The organism is Dinghuibacter sp., assembly GCF_035492835.1.
GTDB lineage: Bacteria > Bacteroidota > Bacteroidia > Chitinophagales > Chitinophagaceae > Dinghuibacter.
In genome coordinates, this window is the sequence record NZ_DATJIY010000016.1 from 1 (window position 1) to 15,095 (window position 15,095).

Here is a 15,095-nt window from a genome sequence, read left to right on the forward strand (position 1 = left end):
GAGCTCGGCCCATTGGAGAACATATAGTTCGGGTTCGTCCAGAAGAACGTGACCGCATTCCCGGTCGTGTCCGTCAGCGGCAGGGGGATGGAGTCGGATACCGAAGCCGTCAGCACGGGCGCGGTACCGCCGGTATACGTGATCTCGCTGTAGTCCTTCTTACAGGAGGACCAGAGCCCCAGTCCCAAACCCGCGAGCAGCGATATTTTGATGAATTGACTTTTCATAACAGAGCGTTTGAAGATTAATTATACCCTAGGTTCTGTTGTAGGTTGGGATTGGTATTGAGGTCTGTGGCCGGCAGGGGGAAAAGGTTGAAGTGGCTGTCCACGCCCGTACCGGAGCTAACCCCACCCTTCCAGGGCCAGAGATAGCTGCCGGACGTAAAGACGCCGAACCGGATCAGGTCGGAACGCCTTTGGCATTCCCAGTAGAACTCCATGCCCCGTTCGTCAAGGATGTCCTGGAGGGTGAGCGCGGTGTAGGGCGTTACGCCACCCCGCGTGCGGAGGGCATTGACATAGCCAAGGGCCGTGGTGGCATCTCCGCCGCTCCCGCCCCGGAGGACGGCTTCCGCGTAGATCATGTATTGCTCTGCCAAACGGAACAGTGGGAAGTCGGTGCTGCAGAACGTAGACGCGCCGGCCGGTGTTGCCCCCGTGGATGTCAGGTTCTGCCACTTGACGGTGGCGTAGCCATTGGTAAACGTACCGATGTCGGCGATGGCTTCCGTCTGTCCGCTGGTGTAAAACAAGGCGCGTTTATCGCCGCTCTGGAACAGGTTGGGCAGGTTCGACGTAACCCGGTTACCGCCCCAGCCGCCGCCGGGTACACCGTAGTTCGCGGGTTTCATCGACCCGCCGATGGCGGCGTTGATGATAAAGGTCGTGCCTCCGTAGTTCTGCGTATTCACGCCGTCATACGCGATGGAAAATATCTGTTCGGGGTTGTTCACGTTGTTGTCCGCCCGGAACAGGTTGCTGTAGGATGTATCCAGCGTATAACCGGCGTTGATGACTTTGAGGGCATAGGTGATGGCATCGGTATACCGCGCGGTCCCGGTGTATACTTCGGCGTTGAGGTAGATGCGCGCCAGCAACGCCCATACGCAGGCCTGGTCGGCACGGGCGTATTCGTTCTGGCGGGCGGCCACCAGGGCGCCGGCGCTGTCCAGGCTCTTCAGCTCGGACTCCACATAGGTGAAAAGGTCAGCGCGTTTGATATACGTGGGGACGGTGCCGACGGGATCCTTGTCTGTGATAAAGGGCGAATTGCCAAAAAGGTCCATCATCTCGGCGTAGTCGAAGGCCCTGAGGAACCTCGCCTCCGCGACATAGTGCCCGAGATCGGTCTTGTCGGAACCGGTGAAATTCGCGCCGGCTGCGTTCTGGATAAAGGCATTGGCCACCGTCACCTGGTAAATGGTACGGGCGTACAACCCGAGCAGGATGACGTTGGAGGAATTCCAGTTCAGGTTATGGAAATCCGGTACGCCCGGGTCGTTCCAGGCGCAGACCGCCTCGTCCGTACTAAGCTCGCTGGCGTCCCAAAGCAACCGGATGAAGTCCGAGGTACCGGCGTCGATACCGCCCAGGTCCCCGTTCGAGGGACCGGTGCTCGACGTAAGGGCGAAGGCGCCATACACCTTGGCCAGGGCTTCCTTGGCGCCGGCCGGCGTGCTGAACACGTTGGAGCCGGTGGTCGTATTGGCCGGTTGCCTGTTGAGCTTTCCGGTGCAAGACACCAGGGAAACGGAGAACATCCCCAGGCCGGCCGCTATCGTTAGAAAATATCTTTTCATATACGTTTTTTTAGAAGTTGAGACTGGCGCCGATGGTAAAGTTCCTCGGGCGGGGGTACAGGTTGTTGTCGATACCGTTGTAGACCTCCGGATCCACACCGGTGTACTTGGTGATCACAAATACGTTCTGGCAGTTGGCGTTCAACCGGAGGCTCACGTGGCTGTTCAGATTACCTACGTTATAACCGATGCCCAGGTTGTCCAGCTTGAAGAAAGATGCGTTCTGGACATAGTAATCGGAGAAGTACTGTGGGTTTACAAAACCAGAGTTGTATATGTCCGTGGTCGCGTTGGACAAGTAACCGAGGCCGTTGTGGAGGATGTACTTAGTGGCGCCTAACCCGGAGTTGATGTTGTTATATACGTAGTTCCCGATGCTGGCGCGGGTGACCAGGGTCAGGCTCCAACGCATATAGTTGAAGGTGGAGCTGAAGCCCATCGTCACCGGGGCGAAGGGGCTCTTGTACCGGTAGGCGTCGGCCGGATAGCTGACGGTGCCGTTACGGTCGCGGTCGGCATACAGGCCTTCGATGGGCTTACCGTTCTTCCCGTAGATCTGTTGGAGGACGAAGAAGGAATTGGCGGTATACCCTACGGTCTGTACCTGGATATCGTTCCCGGTGCCGCCGCCGATGCCCCCGACCTGGTCGCCCACGAAGGACGCGCTTTGGTCCTGGTTGGTCAGCTTTGTGATCCTGTTCTTGAGGTAGGTGAAATTATAGCTCAGGTCCCAGGTGAAGTTCTTACCCTTGATCGGGGTAGCGTTGACCGTGAGCTCCACGCCGTGGTCTACCATGCTGCCGATGTTGATGTAGGGGGCCAGGTTGGTGAAGTTGGAGCCTACCGGGATGTAGATGCTGTTCAGCAGGTTCGAGATATTCTTATAATAGTATTCGATACTACCGCTGATCCGGTTGTTGAACAGACCGTAGTCGATACCGATGTTGGTGGACTTGGTCGTTTCCCAGCGCAGGTTGGGGAAATACGCGGCGGGTGAATACAAGGGGTAGAATTTGTCCCCGAACTGATAAAGGGAGTTGTTGGTTCCAAGGGAATACGTAGGGATGTACTCGTAGTTCGGGATACCGTCCTGGTTACCCGTGACGCCGTAGCTGCCCCGTATCTTCAGGTCGGTCAGCCAACGCGTGTTCTTCAGGAAGTCTTCCTGGCTGACCCTCCAGGCCAGGGCCGCCGACGGGAACAGGCCCCAGCGGTTCGCCGGGCTGAAACGGGAAGACCCGTCGTCGCGGAGGGTAGCGGTGAGGATGTATTTCTGGTCGTAAGTATAGATTACCCGGCCGAGGTAGGAGATCAGGGTGTTCTCGGTGGGACTGGTCAGATACGTCGGCGCCGAACCGCTGATGGTGTCGTGCGCGGCGTCGAAGTTCGCATAGTTATAGGTCGTGATGAGGTTGTTCGTATAGCTGTAGGTGGCCATCGCGTTGAGGTTGCTCTTGATGGCCTTGAAATCGCGGATATAGTTAAACCCATAGTTCACCGACACGTACGTGTTGTTTTGCTTGTACTGTTGCCATTGGCCGGGACCGGGGGAATTATTGATCGCCTGGGCGGCGTTGGGCGGTATGACTACCGTACCGTGCCCGTTGGCGACGTCATAGCCCCAGTCAGCGATCGCATGCAAGCCGTCGACACCCGGCACTTCGTAGTTGAGGTGTAGGTTGCCGATGCTGCTGGAGGAGTATCCCGTTGAATTGTATTGTTCCAGCAGCGCTACGGGGTTTTGCGTCGCCAGGGGTATAAATGTCCCGGTCTTGTCCGTCCACTGCCAGTAACCGCCAAACTTGTTCCCCGGTTGATACACCGGCTGTGTCGGGTCGAAAGAGATGGCGTCGCCGATCGCGCCCTGGTTGGCAAACCGGGACTTGCTCAGCGAACCGTTCAAGTTCAATTCCACCTTCAGGTGGTTGTGGAGGAAACTCGGCGTCAGGTGGATACCGACGGTACCGCGTTGCAGTTTGTCGGTCTTCAGGATGCCCTGCTCGTCGTGGTAACCCAGCGACAGATGGTAGGGAAGGTGTTTGGCCACCCCGCTCACGCTGAGGTTGTCGTTGGTGGTGACGGCCGTTTGGTAGATTTGTTTCTGCCAATCGGTGCTGGCGCTGCCCATGAGGTCGGTATAGATCGTGTCCCCGGGAGTCGTTTCCAGGTCCTTGGCCGCGAAGGCGCGGTATTGCGACGCCGACAGCACCTGGACCCTTTTGGCCACGGTGCCCACGGTCAGCTGCGTATTGAAGTTGAAGACCGGCTTACCGCCCCGGCCCTTTTTGGTCGTAATGATGATGACACCGGCCGCGCCGCGGGAGCCGTAGATGGCTTCGGCCGATGCGTCCTTGAGGATGGTGATATTCTCGATGTCGTCCGGGTTCATCAACGAGAGCGGGTTGGCCGTACCGGAGACACTGGACGTACCGTCGAGCTTTTTCATGGGCGGCAGCTCCACCCCGTCGATGACGTAGAGCGGGTCCTGGTTGCCGTTCAGGGACGCCAGGCCGCGGATGCGGATAGTGCTGGAGTTGCCCGGCTGGCCGCCGTTGGTGGTGATGGCCACCCCCGCGACCTTGCCCTGGATGAGCTGGTCGGCGCTGGTGATCGCCCCTTGCTGGAAGTCCTTCGCGTTGACGCTGGAAACAGCGCCCGTGAGGTCTTTCTTTTGCACGGCCCCGTAGCCGATCACCACCACCTCGTTGAGGTTGGCGTTGGCGCCGGGTTGGAGGGAGATGTCCAGGGGCGCCCCGTCACCGATGGCGACCTCCTGCGTTCTGTACCCTACCCAGGAGATGACCACCGTGGTTGCGGCCACCGGCACCTGGAGGGTAAACTTTCCGTTGGCGTCGGTGACGGCGCCTCTTTTGCTTCCTTTGACGACGACGGATGCCCCTGCGAGGGGAGCCCCGGTCGCATCCGTTACCTTACCCGTGACCGTCCGGTTCTGTGCCAGTGCGGGCGCGGCAAGCAGCAGTAGACATGGCAAGACACAAATCGTTAACAGTTGTCTCCATTTCATAATAAACAGTTTTCTTGTGTGATCTAAACTTTTCGAGTTTTCAGGAACGGAAGGTGCTACAAGGTGTTATTGTTTCACAAACGGACAGATGTTATACCGGTCGCCCACGCCGAGCCTGACCCAGTATACGCCGGGCGCCAGGAAGGCACTGCCGGTAATGGACGCCAGCGCTACCTGTTCGCTGTGCGGAGTGAGGTAACCAAGGTTGAGCACGCCCAGCTGCTGGCCGGTCATGCTGAACACGGATAAGGTCGCATTGCCCGCGCGGGGAATGGTGTACTGCACCTGGGCATCGCTGACCGCGGGATCGGGGACCACCTTTACCAGCAGGCTGTCGTCCCGGTTCGACACGCTCGTGACGGGCGTGGTCAGGGACAGGTTCTGGTTCAGGTAGACCCGGTATTCGCCGGGCTGCAGGGTGAGGGATTGGGGCGAGCCCGTGGCTTGGATCGTGCTCCCGGTAAAGTATTCGTACCAGGTAGCTTCGGTAGGAAAGGCAACGCTGCCCGTGACAGCGGTGACGTCGAAATTACCGACGACCACCACGCTCAGGTCGGGAGCGGCGAGTTGCAAAGTCTTGAAGTTGCTGGCCAATGAATAGGTGCAGCTCGCCGTTGCCAGGTCGCTGTACTTACCCCGGAGCTGCATCATAGCGGCATACACGTCGTGCAGCTTTTTACGGCTGGTATCCTGGAGATAATTCCACACGATCGGCTTCGGGGTGAGCCGGCAGCCGCCCGTGGGATCGACGGTATTATTGGTGCACCAGTTGATCGAATAGTCGAAACCCAGCTCCCCGAATTCGGTCAGCATCTTCGGGCCGGGTGTCATTGCCCAGAAGCAGGTGGCGGCCGCGCAACGTTTGAGACCGGTCGCGGTATCCTTTACATTGTAGGAACCGCTGCCGTTGCCATACGTTTCGTTCTGGTACTGGAGCCGCTCTTCGTCATGACTTTCCTGGTAAACGACCAGACCCGGGTTGGGGTAGTTCAGGGCGCTGTAGATGCCGCCGCTCAAATCCCAGCCCGTGCTATAGCCCATGGTAGCCTGGTTGTAGTTGTAGTTCATGTTCTGCCATACCATCATACCGGCGTTCGTCTCGGCGATCTGTTCGTTGTTGGCCGCGAACATTTCGAGGATGCAATAGCTTCCGGACGACGCGGCCTGCATCTGGTTATTGATCGTATCCCAGGTGCGGACACGGCTGGAGTCGTATACGCCCCAGGCGTTGACGTCGCAGTTATTCCCCGTGGCGTCGCAGGTCCTCGTCTGGGTAAAGCCCTTGGCCAGGTCCCAGCGATAACCGTCGATGTGGTAGTTGGTCAGCCAGTACGACAGCACCCTTTTGGTAAAGGCGATGGTCGCCGGGCTCTCGTGGTTGAACTGGTAGCCCACGTTGTCCGCGTGGGTGGGGTATTGGTTGAACCAGGGGCTGTTTGCCGCCGGTATCTGGAGCGCGCTGTTCCAATACATCTGCACCATGGGGGAGCTGCCAAAAGAATGGTTCATCACCATGTCCATGATCACCGCCATGCCCTGCGCGTGACAGGCGTCGATAAATCGTTTGAAGTCCGTAGCGGTCCCATAGACCTTGTCGGGCGCGAAATAGAAGTTGGGGTTGTATCCCCAGCTGAGCGAGCCCTCGAAGTTGCAGACGGGCTCCACTTCCACGGCGTTTACGCCCAGCCGTTTGAGGTACCCGAGGGTGTCGATCAGGCTCTGCCAGTTACCGGCGCTGGTAAAGTCCGCCAGCCAGAGCTCGTAGATCATGAGCCCTTTCTTGTCGGGCCGCTGGAAGTTCGTCACCTGCCAGGTGTATGGCGTCTGCCCCGTCTGAAGCACGCTCGCCAGTGTCCCCTTCGCCCCCGCCGGGAAGGTCTTGAGGCCGGGATAGGTGCTCGCCGGGATGCCCGGGTCGACGCTTTTGTCGAGGACCTTTTCGGTATTGTAGTCTGACAGCTGGAGTGAATCGTCGATCACGTACTGGTAGGCGTATTCCGTACCGGATTTCAGCCCGTTTATCTGGAGCCAGTAGTAGCTGCTGTCGGGTGTTTCGTTCATCTGGTAGGCGGTCCCCTGTATCCAGTTGTTGAAGTCGCCCACCACGACCACCTTGTGTTTGAGCGGCGCGTAGAGCACCAGCAACGCCGATGTGTCGCCGGGGAGGTAGTTAATGCCTTCCTTTGCACCCGCTGGGAGCGGCGCGATGGTAGTGGCGCCGGAGACGAAGAAATTGATGGTATCGGCTATGCTGGAGCCGCCATTGGTCGCGCTCGCGATGATTTGCTGGGCGCCGGGCGCGCCGATCGTGATGTTGTCGCTGACGCTCGTGCCGCTGGCCTGGGTGGCGACGGTAGTGCCGTTATATTCTATTTGGAGGGCGGCGGAGCCGTTGGTGATGAACGTTACCGGTATCTGGCTGCCGACGGTCGGGCTGATCGGCTGAAGCACGGGCGTGTACTCCGGTTGGAACGGCGGGGCGCTGAACTTACCCGCCAGGGCGGCGCCGTACACCGGCTGGTACATATCGTCGCCGCTACTGTTACGTTGCGCCTGGCTTCCGCTCCCATTGCGGAAAAGGATCGCGACCTGGTAGATCGTTTCGCCCGCCGGCACGCCGAAAAAGGAGCGGATGTTGTGGATGGTGTAGGTATACTTATTGTTCCCGATGTAGGTGGCCTGTGCCGCGGCGTTCGTCGTGCCCCAGGTGAATGGGGCGTACTTCCAATCGCCGCTGTTGGCGCTTGCGCTGGTGATAAGCCCGATGTGCACATACACATCCGTGGTCGGCGTATAATTGAGCAACCCCTGGTTCCCCAGCGTGCAATCCACGGTGATGGTAACGGTACTGGTATCGGTGGGGAAGGAAGGCGTCTCGGTCAGGAGTTGGGCTTGCGTGGTGAACGCGCCGCATAATAACAGCAAAACGCTTGCGAACGTTCGTTTCACGTTTCGCCATGTCTCACAAGCATTGAAGTACATTTTGGGCATATAGCAAGCTACAATCGGATACAAAAATGTGTATTTTTTACACAATATAAAAAAATATTTTGCGGCCCGCATCCGGCGGCCGTTGGCAGCTACCCCGGCCCGCGATCCGGGCGCGTCCGAAGGTTGGCGCCTGGCGTCTAAAAATCGATCCCGAACCATTTCTTCTGGTTTCGCTGGTACTTCTGAAAATTGAACTTGTATAGTTTGCCCGGCCGGTGCGGGACATCCACCTCGTACTCTTCCGTGTCGATCAGGAAGTCCATCGAAAAGAACTTTTTCCGGAAATTCCGCCGGTCGAGCTTGATGTCCAGGATGGCTTCGTAGAGATTCTGAAGCTCCCGGAGCGAAAACTTATCCGGAAGCAGGTTGAATCCCAGGGGATGTTCCTGTACCCGGCGCTGCAACCGCTGGTGACAGACGTCCAGGATGTCCTTGTGGTCGAAACCCATGGCCTCGATGGACTCCAGGTTGTGCCAGTGCACTTCGTTGTCCAGCTTCCGGAGCTTATGGTGCCGGACGTTGATCAGGGAATAATAGGCAACCGTGGTCACGCGGCCGCCGGGGTGGCGCCCCGGGGCGCTAAAACTCTGGACCTGCTCCAGGAAAATGTCGTTCAGTCCGGTCCGTTCCCGGAGCACCCGGTAGGCGGCCTCGTTCAGGTCCTCGCTTTCGTTGACGACGTCCCCCAGCAGGGTCCAAAGTCCTTTGTAGGCCTGGAGGTCGCTCCGGATGAGCAAAACCTTCAGCTCGTTCTCTTCAAAGCCAAATATGACGCAGTCGACGGTAAGCGCGGTTTTTGGGTAGGCGGCGACCAATTGGACAGCGTCCTGGATCAGTTCCCCCCGCCCGGTCAGTGGTGGCAAGCTCCTGTTCATAAGCAAACGTTCGGCAGCGAATCTATAAAAAATAAACCGTGTAAAAAATACACATTAAAATTTTAGGCCGTCTTGTCGCGCTATTTTTACGGCGCGAGAACACCACACCGCAATGGATAACATCAAGTATTACACCGAGTTAACAAAAGAGTTATTGCCCCTGGCCGAGGCCGGGAAAATTTCCGCGGACCGCATCGAGGACCTCCGGCAGGTCCTTCGCTTCCACGAGAACCGTTATTATGTCCTCAACGACCCGCTGGTGGCGGATGTGGAGTATGACCGGTTGTACAAGTCCCTGGAGCACCTGGAAGCAGCCGACCCATCGCTGGTTACCCCCGATTCCCCGACGCAACGCGTCGCCCGGGAGCTCTCCAAGGACTTCCCGACGGTAGCGCACCTCGTGCCGATGTTATCCCTCGAAAACTCCTACAACGCGGACGACCTGCTGGACTGGGACCGTAAAGCCAGGGAGCTCAGCGGGCTCGACACGGTCCGGTATTGCGTGGAACCAAAATTCGACGGGGCCAGTATATCATTGATCTACGACCACGACCTCCTGTCGCGCGGCGCCACCCGGGGCGACGGCGTCAGCGGGGACGACATCACCGTCAACATCCGCCAGATCCGCTCGGTGCCGCTGTCCGCGGCGTTTTCCCGTTATGGCATCCAACAGGTCGAGATACGGGGAGAAGTCCTTATCAACAAGGCCAGCTTCAAAAAATTCAACGACCAGCTGGCAGAGCAAAACCTCGCGCCCCTGGCCAATCCCCGCAACGCCGCGGCGGGTTCGCTGCGGATGAAGGACCCCAAGGAAGTGGGGCGCCGCAACCTGGAAGCGTTCCTCTATCACGTCAGCTACTTTACGGGCGACGCCGCCACGGCGCCCCATACCCATTCCGGCATGCTGGATATGTTGTGGGAGCTCGGTTTCCGCAGCCCCAAGAAGGAAAAGCAGGTTTTCGACAGCATACAGGGAGTCATCGACTATTGTCACTCTTTCGAAGCGCAGCGCGACGACCTTCCCTATGAGATCGACGGCATGGTCATCAAGGTGGACGACCTGGCGTTGCAGGAGCGCCTGGGCATGACTACCCACCACCCCCGTTGGGCCATAGCCTATAAGTTTAAGGCGCGGCAGGCCACCAGCAAGCTGCGCAAAATCGAATTCCAGGTAGGCCGTACGGGCGCCATCACCCCGGTGGGAAAGATCGATCCCGTTTTTATCGGGGGCGTCACCGTTACCTCGGTCTCCCTTTTTAACGAAGAAAACGTCCGCGAAAAAGACCTCCGGCTTGGCGACACCGTACTCGTCGAAAGGGCGGGTGACGTCATACCGTATATCGTCAAGTCCCAGCCGGAATTGCGCGACGGCTCGGAAGAAGTCATCCACTTTCCCACCCATTGTCCCGTGTGCGGCGACCCCTTGTACAAACCCGAAGGGGAAGCCGTCTGGCGCTGCGTCAACATCAACTGCCCCGCCCAGGTAGTCGAGCGCATCATCCACTTCGTCTCCAAAGACGCCATGGACATCCGTAGCCTTGGAGAGGCCAACGTCCGCCGGTTCTACGAGCTGGGCTGGCTCAAAGACATCCCGGGGATATATAACCTCCCGTTCGACCAGATAGGTTCGCTCGAAGGCTTTGGCAAGAAATCCATGACCAACCTCCAAACCGCGATAGACGCCAGCCGGACCCAGCCGCTCCACCGCCTCATCTTTGCCCTGGGCATCCGGTATGTGGGCGAAACGACGGCCAAGACCCTGGCCCAGGCCGTACACCACCTGATGGAGTTCAAGGACTACAGCCTGGAACAGCTGCTGGCGCTGGAAGACGTCGGGCCGAAGGTGGCGGGGAGCATACACGAGTTTTTTGCCAACAAGGACAACCTACACATGCTTTCGCAGCTGGAAAGCCTGGGTCTTAACCTGGCGGCTACGCACACTGCCCCGACCGGGGGTGGCGCCCTCCAGGACCAGAGCTTTTTGTTCACCGGCACCCTCTTGCGTATGACCCGGAGCGAGGCTGAAGCCCTGGTCGAGCAAAATGGTGGGAAAATCCTCGGGAGCGTCTCCAGCAAGCTGAACTTCCTGGTTGTCGGCGAGGACGCCGGCTCCAAACTCGAAAAAGCCAAAAAGATCAGCAGTATCCGTATTTTATCTGAGGAGCAGTTCCTGGCAATGGTTTCAGCGTGATCCGCTTCGGTTTCCCGTGCCCGTTTGCCGCGTTTGTCCGATGGACCCGTGTTTTCACCCCCCGTGGTCTTGTTGCAGGAGAAAAAAGGCTTTCGTATATTTAGAGACGCAAAATCTCTTTATGATCAAAAAGATCCCAGGCGAAGTTTGGAAGCCATTACAATTTTCCGGGTGGAAGGACATGCGCAAGCAATACGCCATTTCTAACCAGGGCCGCGCCTGCAGCTATGTGGATTCCCTTACGGAAGACGGACAACTGCTCAACGGCTCGATCACCACCGGATACCGTACCCTTAACCTGCATCGCCCGGGCAATAAGGGGACCATCTACATCCATCGGGAAGTCGCGCGGTTGTTCCACGCGAAACCTTCACCCCGCCACCGTTTTGTCATCCACCTGAACCACAACAAACTGGACAACAGCGCCCGGAACCTCCGGTGGGCCACCCTGGAGGAGATGAGCGGCCACCAGCAAAACAGCCCCGACAAGATCGCCTACAAGGAACGCCAGCGTGAGAAAGCCGCCCACTCCAAGGGGCTCAAGCTGACCGTCGCCCAGGTAAAACGCATCAAGGCGACCCTGTCCGATCCCAAGCGCAAGTTCACCTACCGCCAGCTCGCCGACAAATACGGCGTCAGCGAGATGACGTTGTACCGCATCCGCAGCGGGGAGAACTGGAGCGGGGTGCAATAGCGCGGCGCGCCACCCGCGACCGTGCCGCACGGCTCGCCAAATGGCATACCTTTGCGGGCTATGTTACAACCGTCGACGCTTCAGTTCCTGAAGCAATTGAAGAAGCACAACGAGAAGACGTGGTTCGACGCCCACCGCGACGCCTATGACGCCGCAAAGGCGGACTTCGCCGCATTCATACAAACGTTGCTCGACAAGCACTCCGTCAAGGACGAGGACCTGCGCACGTTGAAGGCCAAGGACTGTTTGTTCCGGATCAACCGCGACATCCGTTTTTCCAAAAACAAAGCGCCCTATAAAACCAATATGGGCGCCTCCCTCGATCGCGGCGGCAAAAAATCCATCTACGCCGGTTATTACTTCCACATGGAACCCGGCGGCAACAGCTTTGTCGGCGGCGGTCTTTGGATGCCCGAGGCCCGCGAGGTCAAAAAGATCCGCCAGGAGATCGATTATTGCTTCGACGAGTTCGGTCGCATCGTCCGCCACAAGTCGTTCGTCACTCAGTATGGCGAGGTCCTGAAAGGCGAGTACAGCCTCTCCACCATGCCCAAAGGCTACGAAAAGGACAACCCCGCCGCCGACTATCTCAAGCTGAAAAGCTATCTCGCCATCCGCTCCATCACCGACGCGGAGCTCACCGATAAGGCGCTTGTAAAGAATACGCTAAAAGCGTTCGAGGCGCTCCAGCCGTTGTTAAATTTCCTCAACCGCGCCATCGAACACGAAGACGAATAGTCGCCCGGGGCGGCCTAGAGCCACCCCTTCCCCGCGAGGTACTCCGCGATCTGCACCGCGTTGGTAGCCGCGCCCTTGCGCAGGTTGTCGGAGACGATCCACATGTTGAGCGTATTGGGCTGGGTCTCGTCGCGGCGAAGGCGTCCTACAAAGACCTCGTCCTTCTCGTGGGCGTTGAGCGGCATGGGGTATTGCTGGGTGGCGGGTTCGTCGACAAGGACGACGCCGGGGGCGGACGACAGCAACCGGCGAACTTCGACCAGGTCGAAGTCGCGGGCGAACTCAACGTTGACGCTCTCGCTATGACCACCGACAACGGGGATGCGCACGGTCGTCGCGGTCACGCGGATGGTATCGTCCTGCATGATCTTACAGGTCTCCTTGACCATCTTCATTTCCTCCTTCGTATATCCGTTGTCCAGGAACACGTCGATCTGAGGGATCACGTTCAGGTCGATGGGGTAGGCGTAGGCGCGCTCGCCTTCCTTGCCAGCGCGCTCGTTGAAGAGCTGGGTTACGGCCTTGACACCGGTGCCGGTAACGCTTTGGTAGGTGGAGACGACGATGCGCTCGATCTTGTAGGCCTTATGGAGCGGCTCGAGCGCCACCACCATCTGGATCGTGGAACAGTTGGGGTTGGCGATGATCTTGTCCTCAGGCGTCAGTACGCCGGCGTTGACTTCGGGCACCACCAGCTTTTTGGCGGGGTCCATGCGCCAGGCGGAAGAGTTGTCGATGACGGTGATCCCGGCCGCGGCGAATTTGGGCGCCCATTCCGTGGAGGTGCTGCCGCCGGCGGAAAAGATGGCCACGTTGGGTTTGGCGGCGATGGCGTCGTCGGCGGAAACGATCTTATACGGTTTCCCCTTGAAGGTGACTTCCTTACCCACGCTTTTGGCGGATGCGACGGGTATCAGCTCATCTACGGGGAAGTTGCGTTCTTCCAGTACCTGTAACATTTTGGTGCCGACTAATCCGGTGGCACCCACAACGGCGACTTTCATTTTGAGTTTTTGATGTCTAAAAAAAAAGCCCTCCCGTTTCGGGGAGGGCCTGTATTTATTTTTGGCGATTCATACCAAAGTGCTACACACCTTCCCCGGACGAGGGACGCTTTTTGCTGCACTTGATATGTTTCATCATTTTTGTCATCTGCGGCGTAAAATTAGGGGATGATCTCCACTACACCAAATCAATGTCGAATTGGACGAGCTCGACGAACTGCTGTACCCGCTGGTCGATGTCCTGCTGGTTGATTTCCTTGAGGCGTTCGGGGCCGAATTTCTCGACGCAGAAGCTGGCCATGGCGGAGCCCATGATGATGGCCGTCTTCATATTTTCGAAGGAAATGTCGCGCGTTTTGGCCAGGTAGCCCAGAAAGCCTCCGGCAAAAGTATCGCCCGCGCCCGTCGGATCGAATACGTCCTCGAGGGGCAGGGCGGGGGCAAAAAAGACGTGGTTCTCGTGGAACAGCAAGGCGCCGTGCTCGCCTTTTTTGACGATCAGGTGGGAGGGGCCCATCTGGAGGATCTTCCTGGCGGCCTTGACGATGGAGAATTCTCCGGTCAGCTGGCGGGCTTCGCTGTCGTTGACCATGAGCACGTCCACCATCGACAGCGTTTCCCTGAGCTCGGCGGGCATCGATTCGATCCAGAAGTTCATTGTGTCAAGGACGATCAGCTTGGGACGCTTTTTCAGCTGGCGGATGACGCTGGATTGCAGGCTGGGAAGGGTATTCCCGAGCATCAGGAAGTCGGAGCCCTGGTAGCTTTCGGGGATGACGGGGTTGAAGTTGGCCATCACGTTCAAGTCGGTGACCAGGGTATCCCGGGTGTTCATATCGAGGTGGTAGCGGCCGCTCCAGAAAAACGACTTTTGGTCCTTGACGACCTCGATGCCTTCCAGGGAAACACCGCGACGCTTCAGCTCGTTCATTTCCGACTCCGGAAAGTCATTGCCGACTATGGACACCGCCCGAATCGGGGTGACAAAGTTGCTGGCGGCGTAGGAAATGTACGTCGCGGCCCCGCCTATGATCCGGTCTACTTTTCCAAAAGGTGTCTCTATGGCGTCAAAAGCCATGCTTCCCACTGCAATGATGGACATATTACTTTTTTTATTGATACCCCCGAGTGAAAATCCAAGGCGGCCAAAGGTAGTATAGAATTACGTACGTTTGTAGCAAACTTTGCATAAAACTTCTCCGGTATGAGCAGTAAAAGAAGGGATGAAATCGTGGCCCAGTCGGCGCAACTTTTTCGTACGTACGGCTACAACGGCGCTTCGATGCGCACCGTGGCCGAAGCGGTTGGTATCGAGGCGGCAAGCCTGTACAACCACATCAAGTCAAAATCCGAGATCCTCCAGGAAATCTGTTTTGGCGTGGCGAATAAGTTTTTGACGCACATGGACGCGGTGGAACGGAGTCAGAAGACGACATTGCAAAAGTTGGAGGACATCATTCGGATCCACATCCGAATGATGCTGGAAGAGTACGAGCACGTATATGTTTCCGATCATGAGTGGAAGCACCTTCCCGAGCCCTACCTGTCCAACTTCCTCAACCAGCGCCGCAGCTATCGCCGCCGCCTGGCGGACCTGGTACAGGAAGGCATCGACCGCAACGAAATGCGCCCCATCGACCCCTACGTAGCCGTCATCACTTTCCTTTCCGCCATCGGCGGTATCGAGTACTGGCACCGCTCCCGCAAAGCCATAAACGAACAGGAGGTGGAGAACAATATGGTGGATTACCTCGTGGGGGGACTCCGCAAATAGCC

The 15,095-nt window shown here is 57.9% G+C and carries 11 protein-coding genes; 4 read left to right on the forward strand and 7 right to left on the reverse strand.

Annotation, left to right across the window (positions count from 1 at the left end):
- The 5 genes from VL547_RS01645 to VL547_RS01665 all read right to left on the reverse strand — a co-directional run.
- Window positions 1–227, reverse strand: a 227-nt coding sequence (locus VL547_RS01645; protein WP_325574479.1) for a hypothetical protein, incomplete at its 3' end; no start/stop codon positions are given.
- A 17-nt stretch (window positions 228–244) separates the two neighbouring features.
- Window positions 245–1,801 (reverse strand): RagB/SusD family nutrient uptake outer membrane protein, encoded by a 1,557-nt coding sequence (locus tag VL547_RS01650; RefSeq protein WP_325574481.1) that lies wholly within the window; start codon window positions 1,799–1,801, stop codon window positions 245–247.
- A gap of 10 nt (window positions 1,802–1,811) precedes the next feature.
- The gene (locus VL547_RS01655; RefSeq protein WP_325574483.1) at window positions 1,812–4,826 is read right to left on the reverse strand and encodes a TonB-dependent receptor; all 3,015 of its coding nucleotides are present in this window, start codon (window positions 4,824–4,826) and stop codon (window positions 1,812–1,814) included.
- A gap of 66 nt (window positions 4,827–4,892) precedes the next feature.
- On the reverse strand, window positions 4,893–7,775 hold the full coding sequence (locus VL547_RS01660) for an alpha-amylase family glycosyl hydrolase (RefSeq protein WP_325574485.1): 2,883 nt from the start codon (window positions 7,773–7,775) through the stop codon (window positions 4,893–4,895).
- A gap of 179 nt (window positions 7,776–7,954) precedes the next feature.
- Window positions 7,955–8,692, reverse strand: a complete 738-nt coding sequence (locus VL547_RS01665; RefSeq protein WP_325574487.1) for an NUDIX hydrolase — start codon at window positions 8,690–8,692, stop codon at window positions 7,955–7,957.
- 112 nt (window positions 8,693–8,804) lie between these two features.
- On the opposite strand from VL547_RS01665, the gene ligA reads away from it, so the two are divergent.
- The 3 genes from ligA (at window position 8,805) to VL547_RS01680 (ending at window position 12,315) form a co-directional block, all read left to right on the forward strand.
- Window positions 8,805–10,883 (forward strand): NAD-dependent DNA ligase LigA, encoded by a 2,079-nt coding sequence (ligA, locus tag VL547_RS01670; protein WP_325574489.1) that lies wholly within the window; start codon window positions 8,805–8,807, stop codon window positions 10,881–10,883.
- 121 nt (window positions 10,884–11,004) lie between these two features.
- Entirely contained in the window at window positions 11,005–11,577 is a 573-nt protein-coding gene (locus VL547_RS01675; protein WP_325574491.1) for an HNH endonuclease, read from the forward strand.
- 60 nt (window positions 11,578–11,637) lie between these two features.
- A complete protein-coding gene (locus tag VL547_RS01680; RefSeq protein WP_325574493.1) occupies window positions 11,638–12,315 on the forward strand; it encodes a DUF2461 domain-containing protein in 678 nt (225 codons plus the stop codon).
- Between the two features lie 14 nt (window positions 12,316–12,329).
- Here VL547_RS01680 and VL547_RS01685 read toward each other — a convergent pair whose 3' ends face one another.
- Together VL547_RS01685 and VL547_RS01690 are read right to left on the reverse strand one after the other, a co-directional pair.
- Window positions 12,330–13,319, reverse strand: a complete 990-nt coding sequence (locus tag VL547_RS01685) for an aspartate-semialdehyde dehydrogenase (RefSeq protein WP_325574495.1) — start codon at window positions 13,317–13,319, stop codon at window positions 12,330–12,332.
- Between the two features lie 178 nt (window positions 13,320–13,497).
- The gene (locus VL547_RS01690) at window positions 13,498–14,421 is read right to left on the reverse strand and encodes a PfkB family carbohydrate kinase (protein ID WP_325574497.1); all 924 of its coding nucleotides are present in this window, start codon (window positions 14,419–14,421) and stop codon (window positions 13,498–13,500) included.
- Window positions 14,422–14,523: 102 nt separating this feature from the next.
- Here VL547_RS01690 and VL547_RS01695 point away from each other — a divergent pair, with 102 nt between their 5' ends.
- On the forward strand, window positions 14,524–15,093 hold the full coding sequence (locus tag VL547_RS01695) for a TetR/AcrR family transcriptional regulator (protein WP_325574499.1): 570 nt from the start codon (window positions 14,524–14,526) through the stop codon (window positions 15,091–15,093).
- The last annotated feature ends 2 nt before the right edge of the window (window positions 15,094–15,095 follow it).